Below are 22,543 nucleotides of genomic sequence, written 5' to 3'. Positions count from 1 at the left end.
GTCAGTCAAGATGGCTGACCGCCCAAGAGGAGAAGTGATTCAACATGGCAATGCAGGGACCCATCCCCGTGACGTTCGCCCAGGTCTTCCCGCACGGCTGCTACACCGTCGGGGAGGTCGAGCCGGTCAAGGACTTCGAGGCCTCCACGAACGGCAGGTTCGTCCAGGCGCGGGACAAGCAGACGGGCGAACCCGTCTGGCAGATCCCCGTCATGGACGCCGACCCGACGCTCAAGGCGGCCCAGAAGACCGTGGCCGTCAAGATCCTCAGCCCCACCCAGCCGGTCGCCCCGGCTCCCGTCGCGGGGCTGCCGTTCACACCGGTCGAGTTCGACGGACTGACCGTCACCCCGTACGTCAACGGCTCCGGGCGACTCGCCTACTCCATCAAGGCGCGGCAGATACTCGCGCCCCGCACCAACGTCAAGTCCACCAACAACAGCAAGGAGGCCGCCGCATGAGCGAACACCGTCCCTACACCTACGTCACCTTGTCCATGATGCCCGAGTCCACGCCGTACGTGGGGGTCTCCTTCCACACGCCGCACCTGAAGGTCAGCGCCGGGATGTTGCTCAGCAACCCGCGCCCGTACCTGGAGCTCCGCTCCTCGGAGGCCAACGTGCACATCTCCACCACCGGGGCCGGGCCGGTCACCGACGCCGACCTGGACCTCGCCCGCCAGATCTTCAACGCCGCCGCCCGCTACCTGGCCGACTGCGAGTGCCTGTACGCCGAACAGTCGCCCCAGGATGCGGCCGAGTCGGCGGCCTGACAAGCAAGCGGGGCCGCTGGAACTGGTCCTTCCGGCGGCCCCTCATCTCCCCTGACGCGAATCACGAGAGGTTTCCAGCCTAATGTTCAAGAGGCTTCCTGGTGACGAGGCGCGCAACCTGGTCACCACCACCCCGGACACCGCCGTCGTCTTCCAACCGGCCGTCGTCCGCACACCCGCCATCATCACCCTGGTCATCTACCTGTACCGCTTCCTCGTCGCCCTGGTCCGGACGATTTGGCGGCACCCAGTGGCGACGGCCGTCCCGGCTATGCTCGGCTTCACCTGGTACCAGTACGGCTGGCCGCTGGCGGCGTCCCTGTTCGGGATCGTCACGCTGAGCCTGCTCTCCTGGGCCTTCATCGACCGGCCGTCCTTCGCCCGCCTCGTCGGCTGGCGACTGCTGGCCTGGTGGCGGCTCATGTCGGTCTACCGCCGTCACTGGCAGTCCGTCATGGACGTCTCCGGTCTCGGCAAGCGGGTCTATGGACGCACCTACCTGCCCTGGCTCGTCCGCGTCCAGTGCGACGGCTGGGCCGACCGCATCACCGTGCGCATGCTGCGCGGCCAGGCGGTCAAGGACTGGTCCGACCGTATCGAGAACCTGGCCCACGGCTTCGGTACTACGTCCTGTCGTGTCGCGCTGATCAAGGGCGGCAGGCTCCTGCTCATCTTCCCGCGCCGCGATCCCCTGGCCACGCCGATCCCAGCGCTACCCGTTCCCGACGAACCGACCGTGGGGCCGGTCGAGATCGGCAAGCAGGAAGACGGCCGACCACTCCGGCTCAAGGTGCACGGCACCCACGTCCTGATCGCGGGGGCGACCGGGGCCGGTAAGGGCTCGTTCCTGTGGGACACAATCCGCGGTTTGCTTCCCGCCATCCGCGCGGGCCTGGCCCAAGTCTGGGCGCTGGATCCCAAGCTGATGGAGCTGTCCTTCGGACGGGAATTGTTCCAGGGCCGCTATGCCGCCGATCCCGCCGACTGCGCCGATCTCCTCGACGAGGCGGTCAGCGTCATGCAGAAGCGGGCGGCCCGCTTCGCCGGGCTCCAGCGCTCCCACGTCCCGACGATCGACGATCCGTTCGTCCTGGTGCTCGTCGATGAGGTCGCGTTCCTGACCGCGTACCAGCCCGACAAGCAACTCCGGCAGCGCATCTCCGCCGCGCTGGCCACCCTTGCCACCCAAGGCCGCTCGGTCGGCGTCGGCGTCATGGCGGCTCTCCAGGACCCGCGCAAGGAGGTCATGAACATCCGCAACCTGTTCCCCGACAAGATCGCCCTCCGGCTCGACGAGTCCGAACAGGTGGACATGGTCCTCGGCGACGGCGCACGCGACCGGGGTGCACTCGCCGACCACATCTCACCCATCCCCGAGCAAGGGGCCGGCGTCGCCTACATGCGACTGGAGACCTCACCCGAACCGATCCGGGTCCGCGCCGCCTACGTCTCCGACACCGACATCCGCGCCATGGTCGCCCAGTTCGGGGAGGCCGCATGAACCTCGCCCACGTCCTCGACGGGCTGCGCTGCGCCTCCTGCGGCACGCTCAACGCCCTCTGGCTCGACCTGACCCGCGCCTTGGTCGAGTGCCGCGAGTGCGGCCAGACCGCGCTCATCCTCACCGACACCGACGAAGGGAGGCCCCTATGACCCATGCGCACGACCGCGCCCTACCCCGAGCGGTACGACTGGCGATGCCTCTCGCCCGCGACGTCGTCGAAGAGGTCGCCAAGCTGAACGGCGTCTGCATCCGACCCGTCCCGCTCAAGCGGCTCGACACCCACACCGGCCAGTGGGAGATCATCGACGTCCCGTGCGGTTCGCCGATGGACAGCAAGTGCCCGCCATGTGCCAAGCGCAACCAGCAGCTCCGCAAGGCCCAGTGCCGGGAAGGCTGGCACCTCGACGAGGAACCCACCATCACCCCGGACGACCCGAACGAAGAACAGCGCTGGCTGGTCGAGTTCCGCGCCGACATCCAAGCCCAGCGCGACGAGGCCGAACAGGTCGGTGACGACACGACCGACTTGGACGCGGTCATCGAGGGCCTGGACGAGGAGATCAACGCGGCAGGCATGCGCGGCAACGTGCTCGGCCGGACGGCATCCAAGCGTGCCCGCTCGACCAAGCGCCGACAGGACGCACCAGACCTGCCCAAGCGCAAGATGGCCCACACCACACTGGGCCGGACCTTCCAGGCCCCGGACGGCAAGACCTACCGGCCCTCGCTGTTCGTCACGCTCACCTTGCCCTCGTACGGCAAGGTCCGCGACGGCGTACCGGTCGATCCCGACACCTACGAATACGCGCGAGCTGCCCGGGACGCGCTGCACTTCTCCAAGCTCGTGGATCGGTTCGTACAGAACCTGCGCCGCGTGGCGGGCTTCGACGTGCAGTACTTCGCGACCGTGGAGCCGCAGAAACGGCTCGCTCCGCACCTGCACATGGCCATCCGTGGAACGCTCCCACGAGCCGAGATCAAGCAGATCGCGGCGGCCACCTACCACCAGGTGTGGTGGCCCTCCGTCGATCAAGTGATCTTCGAGGGCGAGCACCTGCCCATCTGGCAGGAGGGGACCGGCTACCTCGACCCCGACACCGGAGAGGTCCTGCCCACCTGGGACGAAGCCCTCGACGAGCTGGACACCGACGAGGACGCCGAACCCCTGCATCTGATCCGCTTCGGTGAGCAGGTGGACGTCAAGGGCGTGCTCGCGGGCACCAAGGACGCCGACCAGTGCATCCGCTACCTGTCCAAATACCTGACCAAGAGCCTCGGCGACGGGCTCGACAACCAGGCCCATCACGAGCACGCGGCCCGCTTCGTCGATGCCCTGCGCTACGAACCTTGCTCCCCGGCCTGCCCGAACTGGCTCCGCTATGGCATCCAGCCCAAGGGCGCCAAAGCCGGGATGGCTCCCGGTCGCTGCCGCTCCAAGGCCCACAAGCCCGAACATCTCGGCTACGCCGGACGCCGTGTCCTCGTCTCCCGCAAGTGGTCGAACAAGACTCTGGCCGAACACAAGCAGGACCGCCGTACCTGGGTCCTGGAAGCCCTCGGCAAGACCGACGAGCCCATAGACCCACACCGCTACGTCTGGCGGCCGATCCCGGCCGGTGATGCCAACATCGCCCCTCTGGCCGTCCGGCTCTTGCGATCCGTACGCGAGCGGCAACGCTGGCGCGCTCACATGGCCGAACTCCAGGCCAGAGCAGACGGACAAGATCTTTCGGCAACTCCGCAGGCAGCGTGAAGGGAGGTAGACGCATGGACCAGCTACTGACCGTCGATGAAGCGGCCGAACTGCTGCACACATCGGTTCGCTTCGTCCGTCGCCTGATCTCTGAGCGACGCATCGAGTTCGTGAAGGTCGGCCGACACGTCCGCATCCGCGAATCGGCCCTGATCGCCTTCGTCGTCGCAGGCACCGTCACACCACTCACGCGCAGCAACGTCACGGGGAGGGCTGCCTGATGGCCAACAAGGACGGACACCGGCGTTTCGGCAATATCCGCAAGCTCCCCTCCGGACGCTTCCAGATTCGCTATCCCGGCCCAGACGGCGTGATCCACACAGGTACGACGACCTACGGCACCAGGACGGACGCCGATCGGGCTCTGACGCTCATCGAAGCTCAGATGATCTCGGGGGAATGGACCGACCCCGAGCGAGGCAAGGTCGAGTTGGCCATCTACGCGCGGGACTGGGTCAAGGAGCGTCCGGGACTGCGGCCGAAGACTCTGGAGCTTTACACATGGCTGCTGGAGCGCCACATCGTGCCGACGCTGGGAAAGGTGCCTGTCGGGAAGCTGACGGCGAAGACGGTCCGTGCGTGGCGTGCCGGACTCCTCGACCGTGGGGTCTCCGTCTCCACTGCGGCGAAGGCATACCGCCTGCTCCGCGCCGTGCTGATGACGGCGGTTGAGGAGGACAAGATGATCAGCCGTAACCCGTGCCGGATCAAGGGCGCGGGCAATGAGCACGCACCGGAACGCCCGGTGCTCAACGTGGCCCAGGTCTTCGAGCTGGCCGACCGGATGGCCGACCGCCGTTTCAAGGCCATGGTCCTGCTGACCACCTTCGCCAGCCTGCGGTGGGGTGAGGTGACGGCACTTCGCCGGTCGAGCATCGATCTCCAAGCCCGCACCGTCAACGTACGGGAACAGCTCCTCGAACTCGACGGCGGCGAGATGCGCCTTGGGCCGCTGAAGTCGAAGGCTGGTCGGCGGACTGTCAGCATCCCCTCGGTGATCATTCCGATCCTCGCCGAGCACCTGGCAACGTACGTCGATGAGGCCGAAGACGCCTTCGTGTTTCTCGGCAAGCGCGGGGCGTTCCTTCGGGGGAGCAACTTCCGGCGTGAGGCCAAGTGGGCTGACGCGCTCAAGGAGATGGGCGTGCAAGGGCTGCACTTTCACGATCTCCGGCACACCGGCAACACCCTGGCGGCCCAGTCAGGAGCGAGCCTCGCCGATCTCAAGGCGCGCATGGGACACGACAGCGACCGGGCCGCGCTCATCTACCAGCACGCCACCCGAGACGCGGATCAGAAGATCGCCGACGCGCTCTCGGCCCGCATCAAGGCCGAGCGGAAGAAGGCGAAGAAGCCCAAGAAGGGAGATGACGACGGCAGCGCAGGCGCGCTGGTCCCCGCTGGCTAATGGCACGTTAATGGCACGAACACCCCGTCACATGATCAGTGGCGGGGTGTTTTCGCTGGTGGAGCCTAGGAGATTCGAACTCCTGACTTCCTGCTTGCAAAGCAGGCGCTCTGCCAACTGAGCTAAGGCCCCTTCGACGAAGATAGCTTACCGGGCGGAAGACGCTACCTGCGTCGTGCCGAGGTCATCGCTCAGCACCAAACTCGGGAAGTCGATGATCGAGTCCAGGATGTGGGTGGCGCCGCCCTTCAGGAGGCGTTCCCGGCTGTGGACGCCGGTCATCAGGCCGGCCACGATCGAGGCGCCGGCTCGGCGACCGCAGAGCATGTCGCTCTCCGAGTCGCCCACCACCGCCACGTTGCGGACGTCCTCGACGCCCAGGCGGAGCACGGCGTGGAGGATCATGTCGGGCCAGGGGCGGCCGCGGCCGCCGGCGTCTTCGGGGGAGATGGCCAGGTCGATCTTGTCGTGCCAGCCGAGCACGCCGAGGATGCGGCTCAGGGTGGTGCGGCTGAAGCCGGTGATCAAGGCGAGCTTGATGCCGGTGCCGCGGAGCTTGTCGAGGACCTCCATGACTCCGGGCATGGGAACGAGACCTGCCCGCTCCAGTGCGCCCTCGTAGGAGCGCTCGAACGTCAGGTTAGCCGCTTGCGCCTGGGCCTCGTTGCCGGGGAAGATCCCGCGGAAGACATCGATCTTGGGGCAGCCACGGGACCGGTGCACATGAACCATGGCACGTGCGTACGCACCGGTCCCGGGCACTATGCCCTGGGTCGCGATCGCCTCGGCGAAGGCGCGCTCGACCATGGCGATGTCACCGACCGTGGTGCCCGCAAGGTCCAGGCACACCAGCTTGATGGGGACGATGTCACTCATCGCCTCGCCGGTCGGGTTAGTTCTCGCTGCCGGTCGCCTCGGTCCAGAGATCGAGCTCTGCGCGGTCGGCCTGCACCTTACGCCAGATCAGCAACCCCCCAAGGGCGATCAGCGCCAGAACGAGCAGCTTCTTCACGGTGTGACCCCACTTCTTCGACGGCCTCACCTGCCGGGGTGAGACCCAACGGTTGAAAAGCAGCCTAGCAAGGGATGGCTGCGGTCCCTGTGTTGCGCACGGCCCAGATGTGCGGAATGTGCGAAGAGCAAGTGTTCAAGCCCCCACCCACCATACCTGCCTCACCCCGCGCCACGACCTAGCAGCAATTACTCCAAGTGATGATGTGTGAGGCCTCGCGTCGCTTGTATCGGATATATGGGTATATATCGGATTTATTTCCCGTGGTTTGTGGGTTGGCGTTTGGGCTCGTCATTGGGGTGTGGCTGGGAAGCCGCATCATGGGCGCCGTGATCGCCGTGATCGCCGTTCGTGGGTCTAGGCGCTGAAGAAAGCTCTCAGCGAACAAGGCGCCGAGGGCGGGTGCTGGTGCGTACGTCAATATGAGCCACGAAAGACCGCCATACCCTAGGGGGGTATGGTGTTAGGTTCGGATACGCATACCGTACATGATCGAGACATGCATGCGAAGGAGACCGTGATGAGCGTCACCACCTACACCGTCAAGGGCATGACCTGCGGACACTGCGTCAGCTCGGTGAAGGAGGAGGTCGGCGAGGTCGCCGGGGTCAGCTCTGTGGAGGTCGACCTGGCCGGCGGCGTGCTGACGGTCAACAGTGACGAGCCGATCGACGCGGCGCGGATCGCCGCCGCGGTGGAAGAAGCGGGGTACGAGCTGGCGGCCCGCGCATGAACGCCCCCGCCAGGCTCGGCGCCTACGTCCTGGGCTTGGCCGTGGTCTTCGGCGGCTCCCTCGGCCTGGGACGCGTGGTCGGCCCCGCGGAGACCTCGCCAGAGGTCGAGGACCACCCCGCCGTGGCGCTGGCGAGGGCGCTGGCGGAAGGCCGTGCCGACGAGCCGGGGGACGCGCATGGCGGGCATGGCGGGCATGGCAGCACCACTCAGCAGACGCGGAGCAACACACCTGGAGGGCTCCAGGTGTCGCAGGGCGGCTACACGCTCAAACGGCTCACCACGCCCGTGACCGGCCAGCCGATGGACTTCAGGTTCACCGTGATCGGCCCCGACTTCAAGCCGGTCACGGACTACGAGATCGAGCATGACAAGAAGATGCACTTCATCGTCGTCTCGCGGGACCTGACGAGCTTCCAGCACGTGCATCCGGAGATGGCCCCCGACGGCACGTGGTCGGTCAAGCTGACGCTCCCCAAGGCGGGCGCGTACCGCGCCTTCGCCGACTTCGTCCCCAGCGATGGCGAGAAGCTCACGCTCGGCGTGGATCTCCAGGCCGCGGGCGATTTCCAGCCTGAGCCGCTCCCGCACGTCAGCCGTACGGCCACGGTCGACGACTACACGGTGAACCTCGCCGGGAACCTCGTCCCCGGCCAGCCCAGCAAGCTCACCCTCACGGTCAACAAGGGCGGCGAGCCGGTCACCGATCTGCAGCCCTACCTCGGCGCGTACGGCCACCTGGTCGCACTCCGCGCCGGCGACCTCGCCTACCTGCATGTGCATCCGGAAGACGGCAAGAAGGCCGGACCGGAGATCGTCTTCTACGCCGAGGTGCCCAGCACCGGCGACTACCGGCTGTTCCTGGACTTCCAGCACGACGGCAAGGTGCGTACGGCGAGCTTCACGGCCACGGCCACCCTGTCGGACGGGCACATCCCGTCGGCCGACCACGACCACACCCACTGAACGGGCAGGACGCGGAAGAAAGGAGCGGCGATGTCCTCCTCCCTCACCGAGGAACGAGCCGTCGAGCTCTCGATCGGCGGTATGACCTGCGCGTCGTGCGCCAATCGGATCGAGCGCAAGCTCAACAAGCTGGACGGTGTCACGGCCACGGTCAACTACGCCACGGAGAAGGCGAAGGTCACCTTCGCCAGGAGCGTTGATCCGCGCGATTTGATCAGTGAGGTGGAGAAGGCCGGCTATACCGCCGCGCTGCCAGCGGTGGAGGCGGCCGAGCCGGAGCCGGAGTCGGGGGATGAGCTTCAGTCGCTGCGTAACCGGCTCGTCGCCGCTGTGGTGCTGGCGGTGCCGGTGGTCGCGATGGCGATGGTCCCGCTGTTGCAGTTCACGTATTGGCAGTGGTTGTCGCTGGTGCTGGCGGCGCCGGTGGTGGTGTGCGCGGGCTGGCCGTTCCACCAGGCGGCCTGGACGAACCTGCGGCACGGCGCGGCGACGATGGACACGCTGATCTCGATGGGGACGCTGGCCGCGCTGGGCTGGTCGGTGTGGGCGTTGTTCTTCGGCAGTGCGGGCACGCCGGGGATGACGCATCCGTTCGAGCTGACGGTTCAGCGCACGGATGGGTCGGGCAACATCTATCTGGAGGCGGCGGCGGGGGTGACGGCGTTCGTCCTGGCCGGCCGGTACTTCGAGGTCCGTGCCAAGCGGCGGGCGGGTGCGGCGTTGCGGGCGTTGCTGGAGTTGGGTGCCAAGGATGTGGAGCTGGCCGACGGCCGCCGGGTCCCGGTCGAGCAGCTGGCGGTGGGGGACCGGTTCGTGGTGCGGCCGGGTGAGAAGATCGCCACTGATGGGGTGATCGAGGAGGGGTCCTCAGCGGTGGACGCCTCGATGCTGACCGGCGAGTCGGTGCCGGTGGAGGTCGGGCCGGGCGATGGGGTGACCGGGGCCACGGTGAACGCGGGTGGCCGGTTGATCGTGCGGGCCACCCGGGTGGGCGCGGACACGCAGCTGGCGCAGATGGCCACGCTGGTGGAGGCGGCGCAGACGGGTAAGGCGCGGGTGCAGCGCCTGGCCGACCGTGTCTCGGGGGTTTTCGTGCCGATCGTGATCGCCTTGGCGATCGGGACTCTGGGTTTCTGGCTGGGCACCGGGGATGGTGTGGGGGCGGCGTTCACGGCGGCGGTGGCGGTGCTGATCATCGCGTGCCCGTGTGCGCTGGGGCTGGCCACGCTGACGGCGTTGCTGGTGGGGACCGGCCGGGGCGCCCACCTGGGTATTTTGATCAAGGGTCCGGAGGTGCTGGAGTCCACCCGCCGGATCGACACGGTGGTGCTGGACAAGACCGGCACGGTCACCGAGGGCAGGATGAGCCTGGTCGAGGTGCACGTGGCGGAGGGGGAGAGCCGCGAGGAGGTGCTCAGGCTCGCCGGTGCGCTGGAGCACGCCTCCGAGCATCCGATCGCCCAGGCCGTCGCGCGAGCGGCGCGGTCGGACGCGACCGTCGAGGACTTCGCCAACGTCGAAGGGCTCGGTGTGCGGGGCATCGTGGACGGGCACGCAATGCTGGTCGGCCGGCCCACCTTGTTGGAGGAGCCTCCGAGTCCGGAGCTGGCGCGGAAGCTGCACGAGGCGCGGGCGACCGGGCGGAGCGCGGTGGTGGTCGGCTGGGACGGTCGGGCGCGCGCGGTGCTGGTGGTGGCCGACGTGGTCAAGCCGACCAGCAAAGAGGCCGTCGCGCAGCTGCGGGCACTGGGCCTGACGCCGGTGTTGCTGACCGGCGACAACGAGGCCGTGGCCAAGAGTGTGGCGGCCGAGGTGGGCATCGACGAGGTGATCGCCGAGGTGCTGCCCGCCGACAAGGTGGACGTGGTCAAGCGGCTGCAGGGCGAAGGCAGGGTCGTGGCGATGGTGGGTGACGGCGTCAACGACGCCGCCGCGCTGGCCCAGGCCGACCTGGGCCTGGCGATGGGCACCGGCACCGACGCCGCCATCGAGGCCTCCGACCTGACCCTGGTCCGCGGTGACCTGCGGGTGGCCGCCGACGCCATCCGGCTGTCCCGCAGCACGCTCAGCACGATCAAGGGCAACCTGTTCTGGGCCTTCGCCTACAACGTGGCCGCGCTGCCGCTGGCCGCGCTCGGCCTGCTCAATCCGATGATCGCGGGCGCCGCGATGGCGTTCTCCAGCGTGTTCGTGGTGAGCAACAGCCTGCGGCTGCGCCGCTTCACCTGAGCGCCCATCTGACGGCCGGCGCCATCGCCGCGCCGGCCGTCACGAAGATCGCGCCGAGCAGCAGCCACCCGAGCGTCCCGCCGCCGAGCACGAGTGCGGTGAGCGCCACAGGGCCGCACATCCTGGCCACGGCCACACCGCTGCTGAAGAAACCCTGATACTGGCCCTGACGGTCATCCGGGGCGAGCCCGAAGCTGATCTCCCAGGCCCCGGCGGCGAGCAACATCTCGCCGAGGACCAGCAGCGCCGCCGCCACCAGCAGGAACATCCACCCGTACGGGCTGAGGGCGAACACCACGCAGGCCGCGAGCATGACCAACCCGGCCTGCCGCACCGACGAGGACGCGTCCCGCAGTCCCTTGACCCGCCGGGCCATCCGCACCTGGAAGAGCAGCACACTGCCGGTGTTGATGAGGAGCAGCGCCGAGACCACCCAGGACGGCGCGGACGTACGCTCCGCGATCCAGAGCGGCACGACCACGCTCAGCAGCGGCATGTAGACGAGCATCACCGCGTTGATCAGCGTGATGACGGCATAGGGACGGTCCCTGAGCACGGCCAGCTTCGGCCCGGTGGCGGGGGCCGGCGCGGGCCGCACGGCAGGCAGCCTGAGAAGGAGCGCCGCGGCGACGAGGAAGCTCAGCGCATCCAGGGCGAACAACGTCAGGTACGCGGCCGGCGTGTCGATCCACAACGCGAGCCCGCCGAGACCGGCCCCGACGGCCAGGCCGCCGTTCAACGTGGCCTGCAGGGCCGCCCGCACCACGGTACGATCCGCGGGCTCCACCAGCCCGGCGAGCAGCGCCTGGCGGGCGGCGGACAGGCCGGTCTGCGCGGTCCCGTAAAGGCAGGCCACCAGCACGAACGGCGCGAACGACCGGACGAACATGAACGAGACCACCGCCACTGCCGTCATGATCGCCAGCAGCACGGCGACGCCGCGCGGGCCGCGCCGGTCGGCGAGGTGGCCGAGCGGGACGCCGGCCACTGTGCCGACGGCCCAGCCCAGCGTGAGGCCGAGGCCGATCTCGGCGGCCGGCAGCCCGACGATCCTGGCGAAGTAGAACGCGGAGGTGACGAGGTAGACGCCGTCGCCGACGGAGTTCGCGAACTGGGCCTGGGCCAGCATGCGCGGGCCGTTCACGGCCGCCCTCAGCGGCCTCGCCATGAGAGCGCCGATCACTTGTACGACTCCGGCGTCATCCGGGTGGCGACGCCCATCCGGTTCCCGGCGTCGATGGTGGCCACGGCCACCACGAGCGCCGCCGGCTCCTGCCCGTGAAGTGCCGCACCGGCCGGCGACCCGAGATCCATTCGCTCTGTCATACACTCATCGTCGATCCATACTTGTCCTGAGATAAGCTCCAATTCTCGCTAAACTGATTGGGCCAAGATGGACCTCCACGTCACCCTCCAAGGCCGCGGTGACCTGGCCGCACAGGTCTACCGCCAGCTGCTCGACGCCATACTCGACGGCCGCCTGCGCTCGGGCGAAAGACTGCCCCCGACCAGGGATCTGGCTCGCAGGCTGGAGATCTCCAGGAACACGGTCGCACTCGCCTACGACCGCCTCGTCGCCGACGGGTTCCTGGAGGGCAGGGCAGGCGCGGGCACGTTCGTGTCGGCGGAGCCGGTCCGCGGACGGGCCGCGCCCAAGGGCGTCGTCCGGCCGCGGGCGATCTGGCGGGAGCTCGACGCGCCCGCCCGCACGCCGGACGCTCCGTACGACTTCCGCGTCGGCGCGCCCGACCCTCGCCTGTTCCCGATGGAGACCTGGCGCCGGCTGGTGGCCCGCGAGTTGCGGGTCGGCGCCGCCACCTATGGTGACTCCTCCGGATACGAGCCTCTAAGAGACGCTATTTCTAGACATATAGGCATCAGTCGGTCAGTCCACGCCGCCCCCGACGACGTGCTCATCACGAACGGAGCCCAGCAGGCGCTCGACCTCATCGGCCGCGTCCTCATCGAACCCGGTGCCTGCGTGGCCGTCGAAGAACCCGGCTACCCGCCCGCCCGCCTGCTGTTCCGCTCCCTCGGCGCCCGCGTGGCCGGCGTCCCGGTCGACGCGGAGGGCGTCGACGTCCAGGCCATCCCCAACGCGGCCCGCATAGTGTACGTCACCCCGTCCCACCAGTTCCCCCTGGGCACGCCCATGTCGATGGCCCGCCGCGCCGCGCTCCTGGCCTGGGCCGAGCGCCGGAACGCGGTGGTGATCGAGGACGACTACGACAGCGAGTTCCGCTTCGGCGAACGCCCCCTCGAACCCCTCCAGAGCCTCGACCGGGCCGGCCGCGTGATCTACGTGGGCTCGTTCTCCAAGACCCTGCTCCCCATGCTCAGGCTCGGCTTCCTCGTCGCCCCCGCCTCGCTCGCCCCGGCCCTGCGGATGGCGCGGCAGCTGAGTGACTGGCACGGCGAGCTCCCGGCCCAGGCGGCCCTGGCCCGCTTCATCGACGAAGGGCTCCTGGCCAGGCACATCAGGAAGGCCACCCGCGAGTACGCCGCCAGACACGCCATGATCGCGGAAACGCTCCACGAGGACGACCGCCTGCGGCCGGTCCCGTCGACCGCGGGCCTGCACCTGTGCGCCCGCCTCGCACCAGGCGTGTCCGTACGCCCCGCGCCCGGCCTGGCACTGGAGCGGCTGGAGTCGTACTGCGGCGAGACCCCGGCGCAGCAGGGCCTCGTCCTGGGCTACGGCGCGATCGGCAAGGACCGCATTCCCGAAGGGCTGCGGCTGCTGAGGAGATCCCTACGGATGGCGGCGGCTCCAGAAGCGCCGGTTCCGTTCTCCTGACACGTCCGGGTCGTCGGGCGCCGACGGTTGCTGCACGATCACGACCGTCGTGCGCGCGTGCCGGGCGCAGTACATGCTGGTCGAGGGCAGGAAGATCCGGCTGAGCAGCCCGCGCCGTCCCCGGCCGAGCACCAGCAGATCGCCCTCCCGCGCCAGGTCGACGAGGTGATAGCCGGGATCGCCCACCCGGGCGACCACTGCTGTCCTGAGATCGTCGGGCACCCCGCCCGCCACGTCGTCGAACGCCGCCCCGACCACTTCGGCGCAGCGTGCTTCCTCACCCAGCCTGACGGCGTGCTGCACGGGCAGCGCCTCAGGGAAGGGATGGACGGGCGCACGGCTGACGTGCACGGCGACCAGGGCCATCCGGTGCAGCCTGGCCGCCCCGATGGCCCAGGCAAGCGCCCAACGCGAGGCCGGGGACTCGTCCACCCCCACGATCAGCCTCGCACCGCCGGGCAGATCCTGTTCCACGGTGCCTCCTGATAAGAAGTACGACCATAGTGCGCCTTCCGGCTGGTTACCGGGAGGTGGCACTTTGCGAACCGTGGAGCCGCTCGTACGATGCGGGGGTGGACCGAGGGTGGGTGCAACCCCGTCCCGCCCTCGACCGGCGGTTGGACGGGGCGCTGACGCATAGGCTCACCACGCTCGTGGCCACCACAGGTTATGGGAAATCCATCGCGCTGGCCGGGTGGAGCGAGGCGGTCGGGGCGGTGCTGCACCGGCTCGGACCTGCGGATCGCGACCTGCCCACGTTGGCCGGAGCCGTGGCCACGGCCCTCTCGGAGGCGGTGCCCGGGCTCCCCGCCGATCTCATCACGACGGCGCGGGCGCCGCTCGACCCCAACGCCGACGAGCTGTCCAGGGCGGCGGCGCTGGCGGGCGCGCTGACCGAGGCGTTGTCGAGGCGGCTGCGGCGGGGGCTCGCCCTCGTCTTCGACGGCGTGGAGGCGATCGCGAGCGCCCCGGGCGCCGTGCGTTACATGGAGACGCTGGTCCGGGCCGCGCCCCGGCACCTGCACCTGGTGACCGCGTCGCGAGTGCCGTTGCCGTTCCCGACCGCGCGGCTGCGCCAGGATCACGAGGTGCTCGACCTCGACGCGACGGACCTGGCGCTCACCCCTGAGGAGACCGCCGCCTGGGCCCGCGACCGGCTGGGGGAGCCGGGCGCCGCCCTGGCGGCCACGCTGCACGACGCCTGCGGCGGATGGCCGGCCGCGGTCCGGGCCGCGCTCGACGCGCTGGCGAGGGAGGACCCGGCTCTGTGGCCACGTACTGCCGCGGGCCTGGCCGGGACGTCCGCCACGCTCGAACGCCTCACGCTCGACGCGTTCAAGGACCTGCCCACAACCATGCGGGAGCTGCTGCGTGCCGCCACCGTGCTGCCCGTGCTGACCGGCGGCCTGGCCGCGGCGCTCGGCGCGCCGCCCGACACGCTCGACTCGCTGACCAGCCGCGGCCTGTTCCTGGAGGCCGATCAGGACGGCCACCGCCTGACCCTGACCAGCGCGCACGTCCTTTCCAGGCACGCCCCGCTGGACCGGGACGAGGCCCATGACGTGGCCGCGGTCGCCGCCCGCTGGTACGTCGAGCACGACCAGCCCGAGCCGGCCCTGCGTGCCGCCGTCGCCACCGCGCACCCCGGGCTCGCCGCCTCGCTCCTGGACGCGTACGGCCTGCGCCTGGCCGAACGCGGCGACGTGCCGGCCGCGCTGGAGCTGTTGCCCGAGGCCGCCCGGCGTTCTCCTCAGATGCTCAAGCTGGCCGGCATCGCCGAGCAGAACCGCGGCCGCTGGAACGAGGCCCGTGACCTGCTCGCCCAAGCGGCCGCGGGGCCCGCGTTCGACGCGTTCGTGGCCAGGCGGCTCGCCTTCATCGACCACCGGCGCGGCGACTACGACAGTGCGCTCGCCATGTACTCCAAAGGCCATGAACACGGCTTCCCGGCCGCCGACGCCGCCATGTGCGCCGCCTCCGCCGCCTCCGTGCTCTGGATGAAGGGCGATCGGGCCGGCTGCGCGGAGCTCGCCGACAAGGCGATGGAGCAGGCCAGGACTCTGGGCGACCCGGCCGCGCTGGCGATGGCGCACACGGTGCTGGCCATGCTGGCCTCACTCGACGGCGATCGCCGCGCCAACGACGCCCACTATCTGCGGGCCCTGGAGCACGCCGAGCGCGCCGGCGACGTCGTCCAGCTCATCCGCATCCACGCCAATCGCGCCTCCCGTTATCTGGATGAGGGTGCTTACGCCGAGGCGCTGGCCGAGACGGAGCGCGCCGCGCGGCTGGTGGACCTGATGGCGTTCGCCCCTTTCGCCACGCTGAACGCCTGCAACCGGGCCAAGGCGCTGATCGGGCTCGGCCGCCTGGAGGAGGCCGCCACCGAAGCCGCCACCGCGGTGGCCGGGTGGCAGGCCGTGGGCTCCAAGATGGTCACGTACGGGTTGCTCCACCTGGCCGAGGTCCACGCGCTACGTGGCGACCGTGCGGCGGCGGTCGCGATCTACCGGCGGATCTTGGCCGAGGCGCCGCCCGGCGACGTGCAGGTGCGGTCCAATGCGCTCAACGCGCTGGCCGAGCTGCTCACTGCGGACGATCCCGGCGAGGCCTTGCGCGTCGCCGGCCAGGCGCTGGAGCACGCGGAGGGCATCGCTGGAGTGAGCGCGCGGGTCGCCGCCGCGCGTGTGGCGCTGGCCGCCGGGCGGCCCACCCGAGCCAGGGAGCTGCTGGAGGAGACCGAGCCCCTCGCGGTCGGCCGCAGGGACCATGCCGCCCAGGCCGCGGTCGTGGAGCTGCGCGCCATGCTCGACGGCGATGCCGAGCTCGCCGACGAGGCGGTGCGCAAGTGGACGATGATCGGCGATCCGATCGGGCAGGCCAGGGCAGAGCTCGTCAGAGCGGCTCTCGCCGACCCCGCGACCGGCAGGGACACCGCCACGAGGGTTCGCGAGCGGATGCACGCCATCGGCTGCCGGGCACTGGACGACCGGATCGACGCGCTGATCGCCCGCGCCGTACCGGAGCCTGAGGCCAGGATCGTCGTCGAGACCATGGGAACGTTCCGAGTGTTGCGGGGCGGCGTGCCCGTCGCGCGTACCGCCTGGCAGTCGCGTAAGGCCCGCGACCTGCTGAAGATCCTGGCCAGTCGCAGGGGGAGCGGGATCAGCAGGGAGCGCCTGGTGGAGATCCTCTGGCCGGAGCAGGAGGACGAGGCCGTCGGGCTGCGGCGGCTGAACGTCATGGTCTCGACGTTGCGGGCGGTGCTGGACCCCGAGCGGGAACGCCCTCCCGACGACATCGTGGTGTCCGAAGAGGGCGCGTTACGCCTGGATCTGTCGCACGTCGACCTCGATGTCGAGAAATTTCTGGACCTGGTGGCCGTGGCCACCAGACTCGACCAGGCCGGCCGCACCGCCGAGGCGCTGGATCGATGGGCGGCCGCAGAGAGCGCGTACGGTGGCGAGTTCTGCGAGGAGGACCCGTACGCGGACTGGGCGGTCGGCCTGCGCGAGCAGGCCAGGCTCGGGTACGTGCAGGCCGCGGCCAGGCTCGCCGTGGCCCGCGCGAGCGAGCGCCGCTACGACGAGGCCGCGCGTCACTGGCTGCGGCTGCTGGAGCGCGACCGCTACGACGAGCGCGCCCATCTGGGCCTGGTACGGGTGCTCGACCTGGCCGGCCGCCGCGGCGACGCCCGCAGGCGCTACCACCTCTACGCGGAACGTATGCGCGAGCTGGAGGTCGAGCCCGCCCCGTACCCCACCTGAACCAGACCTGAACCGGCCGGGGAGATGGTGCTCCATGTGAGAACGGTCATCGTCCGGCTGGTCGAGCCCGAACAATCAGGCGGCCGGCTCTGTGGGCTGCTCGAAGAGGTGGGATGCGAGCCGGTGCCGTTCAACGGGACCGAAGCGCTGCTGGACCTGCTGCGCGACGCCGCCGGACTGGATGAAGATCCATCCTGAACCTCCCGCGAACCTCCATGCCCCACCATGGCGGCGGAGAGGAGGCGCGATGAGCGAGCAGCTGGGGAGCGGATGGCCGTTCGTCGGGCGAGGGGGGCCGCTCGCGACCGTACGGGAGGCACTGCGGTCGGGAGCAGGCGTGATGATCGCCGGTGAGGCAGGAGTCGGCAAGAGCAGACTGGCGGCGCAGGCGCTGGCCGGGTTGAAGGGGTACGCGGTCGTGCGCGCACTGGGCACCGAGACCGCGTCGATGATCCCGTTCGGCGCGTTCGCGCACGTGTTGACGGGCCCCCCTGAAGGCGGCGAGAACCTGCTGCGCTGGGCCGCCCGCCACCTGCGTGCCGCCGGGCCCGGCGAACTGGTGGTCAGCGTGGACGACGCGCACCGCCTCGACCCGGCCTCGGCGGCGCTGGTGCACTACCTCGCCGAGAACGGCGAGGCGCGGTTGCTGGTCACGGTACGCAGCGGCGAACCGCAGCCAGCCCCCGTGGCCGCGCTGTGGAAGGACGAGCTGATCGGCAGGATCGAGCTGCCGCCGCTGACGAGGGAGGAGGTCGGGCGGGTGTTGACGGGCGCGCTCGGCGGCGAGGTGGCCGCGGAGACCGTACGGCACCTGGCCAGGGTCAGTGGGGGCAACGTGCTCTACCTGCGCGAGGTCGTGCACGCGGGCCGCACCTCCGGCAGCCTGGCCGAGCGGGAGGGGCAGTGGCGCTGGCGGGGCGAGCTGTCGATGACCACGCGGCTGCGTGAGCTGGTGAGCGACCGGATCGGCCACCTCGACGAGGACGAACGCGAGGTGCTCGAGCTGGTGGCGTTCGGCGAGCCGCTGGGCGCCGAGCTGCTGGCGGAGCTGACCTCGGACCGGGCCGTCGAGCGGGTGGAGGACCGGGGCCTGGTCGTGTCCGAAAGTGAGGGACGGCGTGAGCACCTGCGGCTCGGCCATCCCCTCTACGGCGAGGTCGTACGTGCCGGCTGCGGTACGTTACGTGCCCGTCGCCGGCGCCGGATGCTGGCCGACGCGCTGGAGGCCACGGGCCTGCGGCGGCGCGAGGACCAGCTGCTGGCAGCCGTGTGGCGGCTGGACAGCGGCTCGGCCGCCTCGCCGGAGATGCTGGTGGCGGCCGCACGCCTGGCCTGGACCAGGCAGGATCCGCGGCTGGCCGCGCGGCTGGCCAAGGCCGCGGTCGACGCCGGGGCGGGCGTGGCCGCCGTCGCGCTGCTCGGCGAGGTGCTCATGGTGCTGGGCGACGCGGACGCCGCGGTGGCGGCGCTGCGGCAGGCGGCGCGGCACGCGGTCACCGAAGAGGAGCGTGCCCAGCACGCCTTCAGCCTGGGGATCAACCTGGCGTGGGCGGGGGCGGACGCCGAGGCGTGCCAGGTGCTCGACGTGGCAGTAGAGACACTGACCGATCCGGCCTGGCGGCAGGAGGCGTACGTCTACCGGTGCGTTGTCGACTGCTTCGGCGGCCGGCTGACCGGTGCGGCACGTGCGCTGGACCGGGCGCGCGCCGTCGGGGTGACGACTCTGCGCGGTGAGGCGCACGCGGCGTGCATGGAGGCGTGGGTGACGGCGTACGCGGGTCAGGGCGAGCGCAGCCTCGCCATCGCCGAGCCCGCGATGGCGACCGTGGAGAGCTGGAAGGACGAGGCGCCGCACGCGCTGGCGTCGTACCTCGACGCCCTGTGCGCCGCGTACACGTACACGGGGCGGCTGGACGAGGCGGCCGGAACCGCCGAGCGGGCCATGGAGTTGCCCGCTGCCGAGATGTCGGTGTCGGGGTTCGGCGCCTACCGCGCGGTGGTCAGCAGGCTGCGCGGTGACGTCACCGGGGCGGTGCGCTGGTGCGCGGACGACCTGGCCAGGTTGCCTCCGGGCGAGCCGTACCGGGGTCGGGTCCTGGCGGAGCAGGCGCACGCGCTGGCCTTGCTCGGCCGGCTCGACCAGGCCAGGCAGGCGCTGGCGGAGGCCGGGGAACTGGCCGCTCGATGGGCGTTCACCCGGCAGCACGTGGCGCACGCCGCCGTCTGGGTGGCGGCGGCGGGCGGCGACCTTGACGAGGCCGTACGCCTGTGCCTGGCCGCGGCCGAGCACGCGGAGCGGCACGAGCTGCGCGGCGGCCTGATGTTCGCGCTGCACGACCTGGTCCGGCTCGGCGCGCCCGGACCGGCCGCTGATCGGCTCACCGCCTTGGCCGGCGAGGTGGAGGGACCTCTGGCGGCGCTCCTGGCCAGGCACGCGCGGGCCGTGGGGGACCCGGCCGAGCTGGGGGCGGTGGCGGTCGAGTTCGAGCGGCTAGGGCTGGTGTTGTACGCGGCCGAGGCCACCGCGCAGCAGGCGGCCGCGTACCGGGACGCCGGTCGCGGCATCCAGGCCAGGGGCGCGCAGACCCGGGCGTGGGCGCTGGCCAAACGCTGCTCCGGCGGCACCACGCCGGCGTTGGTCGAGCTGGCCACGCCGGAGCTGACGCCGCGGCAGCGGGAGATCGTCCAGCTCGCCGCCGCCGGGCTGACGAACCGGCAGATCGCCGACCGGCTGACGTTGTCCACCCGGACGGCGGCCAACCACCTGCAGGCCGCCTACGACAAGCTCGGCGTCAACGACCGCACCCAGGTCGGGCGCCTGCTCGCGGCGCTTTAGACCAGCTTCAGCAGGCCGTCGTACAGGGTCTCCCGTTCGTTCGCGGACAGCGCCTCGTACGCGGCCCCGGCCCGCACGTTGGTGTCCGTCTCGATCCCGGCACGCAGCGGCCCGTCCCTCAGTCCGACGATCTCGGCCGCGGACAGGCCCGCTGCCTGCCAGGCCGCGGCGTGCGCGTCCGCGCGGTGGTAGCGGAGCACGGCGAGCCGGTTGAACAGCACCAATCCCGGTGCCGCCCCTTCCGGCTCGTACGGCGGCGCCACCGCCTCCAGCGCGCCGGAGCTCGCGCCGGGCTCCCGTACCGCCCGGTCGAGCACCCTGCCCACCAGCTCTGCCGGCCCGGGCACGTCGTGGCCGTCCCAGACCCGCTCGGCCGCGGCGGCGTGCACCGCATAGAGCCGGTCGATGAACTCCAGCCCTTCCGCCGTCAGCCGAAGGACACCGTCGTCCTCCACCAGCGTGCCCTCGCGCAGGTGCTCCTGGACGTCCGCCTTGCCGTATCGATAGATGCCCGCCAGCTGGGCCCGGGACACCGGCCGCAGGGGAAGCACGAACCGCAGGTCGGACAGGAGCCCCGGGGTTACGCCGGACGTCTCGGCCAGCTCGGTGACCGCCTTGAGCGCGGCGGCGTGCACGTTGACGTGGGCCGCGTCGATGACGGGCGCGATCGCCGCCGCGTACTCAGCCAGGACCGGAAATTTCGGCATCGGCCGTCATTATGCCGCCGGGGTGGCGCCTCGTCAGGCGAGTCCAGGATCGCTGCCGCAGATCCTCGGCCTGGTCGGCCTGGAGCCTGTTCTTGCGTGCGTCGAACGTGCCCACGATGAAGAGCGAGATGAGGAAAGTGACCAGGACCAGCACGCCGAGGTAGAAGATCGCCTCGGGCCAGGACATTGCCATCAGGAGTGCTCCTCGGCTCCAGGACCCTTCTCCGGGGTCAACGTCTTCGCCGCCTCGGCCAGTGCCGACGCGGTCAGGTGCAGGCTGAAGTCCGTGACTTCGTAGTACTTCATGGCCTTGCCGTCCTCTGACAGCTCCAGATTGCCGACGATCAGCCCGGCGGCCTCGAGCTTGCGCAGATGCATGTGGAGGAGCGGACGGCTCACCCCGATCTCGCGTGCCAGATGGCTGACGTAATCACGCCTGTCGGCCAGCCTGGCGACGATGCGCATCCGCAGCGGGTTGGCCAGCGCGGCCAGCATCTCGACCAGGTCGTCGCCCGTTGGCCCGACCGTAGTCATAACATCCCATCAGGTGTAAGATTTTCTTTACGGATGGCACGGTAGCAGCCGCCGCCCACGGCGGCAACGGTCACCTTGCGCGAACGGTCTCCGGCTCCTCAGCGGGCCGGACCACGGCCTCCTCCGCCGCCCGGGCGCCCAAGGTCAATCCGAGTGCCAGGCAGATCAACGGGATCGCCGGCACCACGTATCGCACGTCATAGGCGGCAAGGAAGGGCGGTGCCACGATGAGCGCGAGCGCCGCCAGCGCCGGCAGCAGAGCGTCCCACCGCCGTCGTGCCACGGTCAGCGCCAGCGCGGCCACCAACCCCACCATCAGCAGGGGGTAAGGCACGTACCCAAACCGCTGGTAGGCACGCAACCATCCGGCGAACGGCTCAACGACGCGGGTGGCCGCCGGTCCGGCCTCGTACGACTCCGCGACGCCCCGCACCGACGCGCTGATCGGCCGCTCGGCCGACGGGAACTTGTACGGCGTCTTCTCGTCCACAGCCGTGCGCTCCCAGCGCAGCAACTGCCTGAGGTCGGTCGCGACCGCACCCAGGTAGCCTCCGGGCTGGGCGAGGATGGCCTGCCTGGCGAACTCCCCGGCCAGTTGGTTACGGTTGGCCGTCCCCGGCACCTTGAGCAGCGGCGAGAAGCTCTCCCACAACCAGTGCGGCGGGTAGGGGCGCTGCTCGACGGGCATGCGCGGGCAGAGCACGGCCAGCCGTTCCGGTGGCTTGATCACGTCGCAGTCGGCGAAACTCATCGTCCTGGACCACAGGAAGTTGCCGTCCGCCTCGGTGAGCGCGAACTTGCCCTTCTCCGCCTTCGTCCAGGTGGCGTACGCGCCGAGCGGGATCGCCCCCGCCACGACCAGCGCCAGCAGCGGACGCCAGCCGTACCTCCTGACCAGGAGGTAGGCCGCCGTCAGCAGCAGCAGTGGCAGGCCGATCGTCCGCGTGATGCCGGCCAGGCCGAGCAGCAGCCCGCCGACGGCGGCCGTGGCCGGGGTGACGCGCCACACGATGAGCCCGATGGCGGCCGTGACCAGCACGATGAAGATCGCGTCCGCCATGATCATGTGCTCGAGCAGCACGAGGAACTCGTCGTACAGGAGCGGGGTCACCAGCAGCGTGGCGCCCCAGCCGGGCAGGCCGCGCCGTCTGAGCAGCGCGTACAAGCCGACCGCGAGCGCCAGCCCCAGCAGGTGCTGCAGGACCGTCACCAGCGTCAGGCTGTGCGCGGGGCGGAGCACCGCCAGCAGCAGGGAGTATCCGGACGGCCTGGTCGTGCCCGGCGTCAGCTCCTCGCGCAGGAACGCGAACGAGTCGCCGTAGAACAGCAGCGCGGGCGGGAACCCGAGCACGGCGAGCACGCGCAGCCCGATGGCGGGCAGCATGGCGATGACCAGTGCGCGGTGAGCCAAGGCGGTTCTGCTTCCTCGTGTGCGGGGTTCTCCACCATAGTGCGGGCGGCCGGTGCCGGGGTTGTCGGCGGCCATTTCCGAATGACATTCTGGAATTGTCCCGGCCGTCCAGGCT

The 22,543-nt window shown here is 70.4% G+C and carries 23 protein-coding genes and 1 tRNA gene; 14 read left to right on the top strand and 10 right to left on the bottom strand.

Features of this window, described 5'->3' with window-relative positions:
- Positions 1-44 precede the first annotated feature (44 nt).
- The 7 genes from ETD86_RS00235 to ETD86_RS00210 all read left to right on the top strand — a co-directional run bounded on the left by ETD86_RS00235 (position 45) and on the right by ETD86_RS00210 (position 5,437).
- Complete coding sequence (locus tag ETD86_RS00235; protein ID WP_138664008.1) at positions 45-461, top strand: plasmid replication, integration and excision activator; 417 nt, start codon at positions 45-47, stop codon at positions 459-461.
- Positions 458-772 (top strand): hypothetical protein, encoded by a 315-nt coding sequence (locus ETD86_RS00230; RefSeq protein ID WP_138664007.1) that lies wholly within the window; start codon positions 458-460, stop codon positions 770-772. The genes ETD86_RS00235 and ETD86_RS00230 overlap by 4 nt, the downstream gene beginning before the upstream one ends.
- Positions 773-854: 82 nt before the next feature.
- The gene (locus tag ETD86_RS00225) at positions 855-2,273 is read left to right on the top strand and encodes an FtsK/SpoIIIE domain-containing protein (RefSeq protein ID WP_138664006.1); all 1,419 of its coding nucleotides are present in this window, start codon (positions 855-857) and stop codon (positions 2,271-2,273) included.
- Positions 2,270-2,425, top strand: a complete 156-nt coding sequence (locus tag ETD86_RS54705; RefSeq protein ID WP_170222803.1) for a hypothetical protein — start codon at positions 2,270-2,272, stop codon at positions 2,423-2,425. Before ETD86_RS00225 ends, ETD86_RS54705 begins: the two co-directional genes overlap by 4 nt.
- Positions 2,422-4,029, top strand: coding sequence for a replication initiator (locus ETD86_RS00220; protein ID WP_138664005.1), 1,608 nt, complete (start codon positions 2,422-2,424; stop codon positions 4,027-4,029). The genes ETD86_RS54705 and ETD86_RS00220 overlap by 4 nt, the downstream gene beginning before the upstream one ends.
- Before the next feature lie 14 nt (positions 4,030-4,043).
- Positions 4,044-4,250 carry a helix-turn-helix domain-containing protein gene (locus tag ETD86_RS00215; protein ID WP_138664004.1) on the top strand — a complete coding sequence of 69 codons (207 nt, stop codon included), beginning with the start codon at positions 4,044-4,046 and terminating at the stop codon, positions 4,248-4,250.
- A complete protein-coding gene (locus ETD86_RS00210) occupies positions 4,250-5,437 on the top strand; it encodes a tyrosine-type recombinase/integrase (RefSeq protein ID WP_138664003.1) in 1,188 nt (395 codons plus the stop codon). Before ETD86_RS00215 ends, ETD86_RS00210 begins: the two co-directional genes overlap by 1 nt.
- Positions 5,438-5,493: 56 nt before the next feature.
- On the opposite strand, the gene ETD86_RS00205 is transcribed toward ETD86_RS00210, so the two are convergent.
- The 3 genes from ETD86_RS00205 to ETD86_RS56580 form a co-directional block, all read right to left on the bottom strand.
- Positions 5,494-5,569: transfer RNA gene (locus ETD86_RS00205), tRNA-Ala, on the bottom strand.
- A gap of 15 nt (positions 5,570-5,584) precedes the next feature.
- On the bottom strand, positions 5,585-6,313 hold the full coding sequence (locus tag ETD86_RS00200; RefSeq protein ID WP_138664002.1) for an HAD-IA family hydrolase: 729 nt from the start codon (positions 6,311-6,313) through the stop codon (positions 5,585-5,587).
- A gap of 16 nt (positions 6,314-6,329) precedes the next feature.
- On the bottom strand, positions 6,330-6,449 hold the full coding sequence (locus tag ETD86_RS56580) for a DLW-39 family protein (RefSeq protein ID WP_020542320.1): 120 nt from the start codon (positions 6,447-6,449) through the stop codon (positions 6,330-6,332).
- Between the two features lie 520 nt (positions 6,450-6,969).
- Between ETD86_RS56580 and ETD86_RS00195 the strand changes: the two genes are divergently transcribed.
- From ETD86_RS00195 to ETD86_RS00185, 3 genes are read left to right on the top strand one after another with little or no spacing between them, the layout of a single operon-like run.
- The gene (locus ETD86_RS00195) at positions 6,970-7,182 is read left to right on the top strand and encodes a heavy-metal-associated domain-containing protein (RefSeq protein ID WP_138664093.1); all 213 of its coding nucleotides are present in this window, start codon (positions 6,970-6,972) and stop codon (positions 7,180-7,182) included.
- Complete coding sequence (locus ETD86_RS00190) at positions 7,179-8,147, top strand: hypothetical protein (protein WP_138664001.1); 969 nt, start codon at positions 7,179-7,181, stop codon at positions 8,145-8,147. Before ETD86_RS00195 ends, ETD86_RS00190 begins: the two co-directional genes overlap by 4 nt.
- A 30-nt stretch (positions 8,148-8,177) precedes the next feature.
- A complete protein-coding gene (locus ETD86_RS00185; protein WP_138664000.1) occupies positions 8,178-10,376 on the top strand; it encodes a heavy metal translocating P-type ATPase in 2,199 nt (732 codons plus the stop codon).
- Here the strand turns inward: ETD86_RS00185 and ETD86_RS00180 are convergent.
- The gene (locus ETD86_RS00180; protein WP_211369724.1) at positions 10,369-11,544 is read right to left on the bottom strand and encodes an MFS transporter; all 1,176 of its coding nucleotides are present in this window, start codon (positions 11,542-11,544) and stop codon (positions 10,369-10,371) included. The genes ETD86_RS00185 and ETD86_RS00180 overlap by 8 nt on opposite strands.
- A gap of 11 nt (positions 11,545-11,555) precedes the next feature.
- Positions 11,556-11,702, bottom strand: coding sequence for a hypothetical protein (locus tag ETD86_RS00175; protein ID WP_211369723.1), 147 nt, complete (start codon positions 11,700-11,702; stop codon positions 11,556-11,558).
- 67 nt (positions 11,703-11,769) lie between these two features.
- Between ETD86_RS00175 and pdxR the strand changes: the two genes are divergently transcribed.
- A complete protein-coding gene (pdxR, locus tag ETD86_RS00170; protein WP_138663999.1) occupies positions 11,770-13,173 on the top strand; it encodes a MocR-like pyridoxine biosynthesis transcription factor PdxR in 1,404 nt (467 codons plus the stop codon).
- Here pdxR and ETD86_RS00165 read toward each other — a convergent pair.
- On the bottom strand, positions 13,129-13,647 hold the full coding sequence (locus tag ETD86_RS00165) for a universal stress protein (protein WP_138663998.1): 519 nt from the start codon (positions 13,645-13,647) through the stop codon (positions 13,129-13,131). The two genes, pdxR and ETD86_RS00165, sit on opposite strands and share 45 nt — an antisense overlap.
- A 98-nt stretch (positions 13,648-13,745) precedes the next feature.
- On the opposite strand from ETD86_RS00165, the gene ETD86_RS00160 reads away from it, so the two are divergent.
- From ETD86_RS00160 to ETD86_RS00155, 3 genes are read left to right on the top strand one after another with little or no spacing between them, the layout of a single operon-like run.
- On the top strand, positions 13,746-16,940 hold the full coding sequence (locus ETD86_RS00160; RefSeq protein ID WP_138663997.1) for an AfsR/SARP family transcriptional regulator: 3,195 nt from the start codon (positions 13,746-13,748) through the stop codon (positions 16,938-16,940).
- A 36-nt stretch (positions 16,941-16,976) separates the two neighbouring features.
- The gene (locus ETD86_RS54700) at positions 16,977-17,138 is read left to right on the top strand and encodes a hypothetical protein (protein ID WP_170222802.1); all 162 of its coding nucleotides are present in this window, start codon (positions 16,977-16,979) and stop codon (positions 17,136-17,138) included.
- A gap of 49 nt (positions 17,139-17,187) precedes the next feature.
- On the top strand, positions 17,188-19,776 hold the full coding sequence (locus ETD86_RS00155) for a LuxR C-terminal-related transcriptional regulator (RefSeq protein WP_138663996.1): 2,589 nt from the start codon (positions 17,188-17,190) through the stop codon (positions 19,774-19,776).
- Here the strand turns inward: ETD86_RS00155 and ETD86_RS54695 are convergent.
- The 4 genes from ETD86_RS54695 to ETD86_RS00135 form a co-directional block, all read right to left on the bottom strand.
- On the bottom strand, positions 19,773-20,483 hold the full coding sequence (locus ETD86_RS54695) for a hypothetical protein (protein ID WP_170222801.1): 711 nt from the start codon (positions 20,481-20,483) through the stop codon (positions 19,773-19,775). The genes ETD86_RS00155 and ETD86_RS54695 overlap by 4 nt on opposite strands.
- Positions 20,458-20,676, bottom strand: coding sequence for a hypothetical protein (locus tag ETD86_RS00145; protein ID WP_138663995.1), 219 nt, complete (start codon positions 20,674-20,676; stop codon positions 20,458-20,460). The genes ETD86_RS54695 and ETD86_RS00145 overlap by 26 nt, the downstream gene beginning before the upstream one ends.
- Positions 20,676-21,017, bottom strand: a complete 342-nt coding sequence (locus ETD86_RS00140) for an ArsR/SmtB family transcription factor (protein ID WP_138663994.1) — start codon at positions 21,015-21,017, stop codon at positions 20,676-20,678. The genes ETD86_RS00145 and ETD86_RS00140 overlap by 1 nt, the downstream gene beginning before the upstream one ends.
- A gap of 70 nt (positions 21,018-21,087) precedes the next feature.
- A complete protein-coding gene (locus ETD86_RS00135) occupies positions 21,088-22,428 on the bottom strand; it encodes a hypothetical protein (protein WP_138663993.1) in 1,341 nt (446 codons plus the stop codon).
- Between the last annotated feature and the right edge of the window lie 115 nt (positions 22,429-22,543).

This window comes from Nonomuraea turkmeniaca, from assembly GCF_005889735.1.
GTDB lineage: Bacteria > Actinomycetota > Actinomycetes > Streptosporangiales > Streptosporangiaceae > Nonomuraea > Nonomuraea turkmeniaca.
This window is presented reverse-complemented; position numbering and strand designations above follow the sequence as displayed.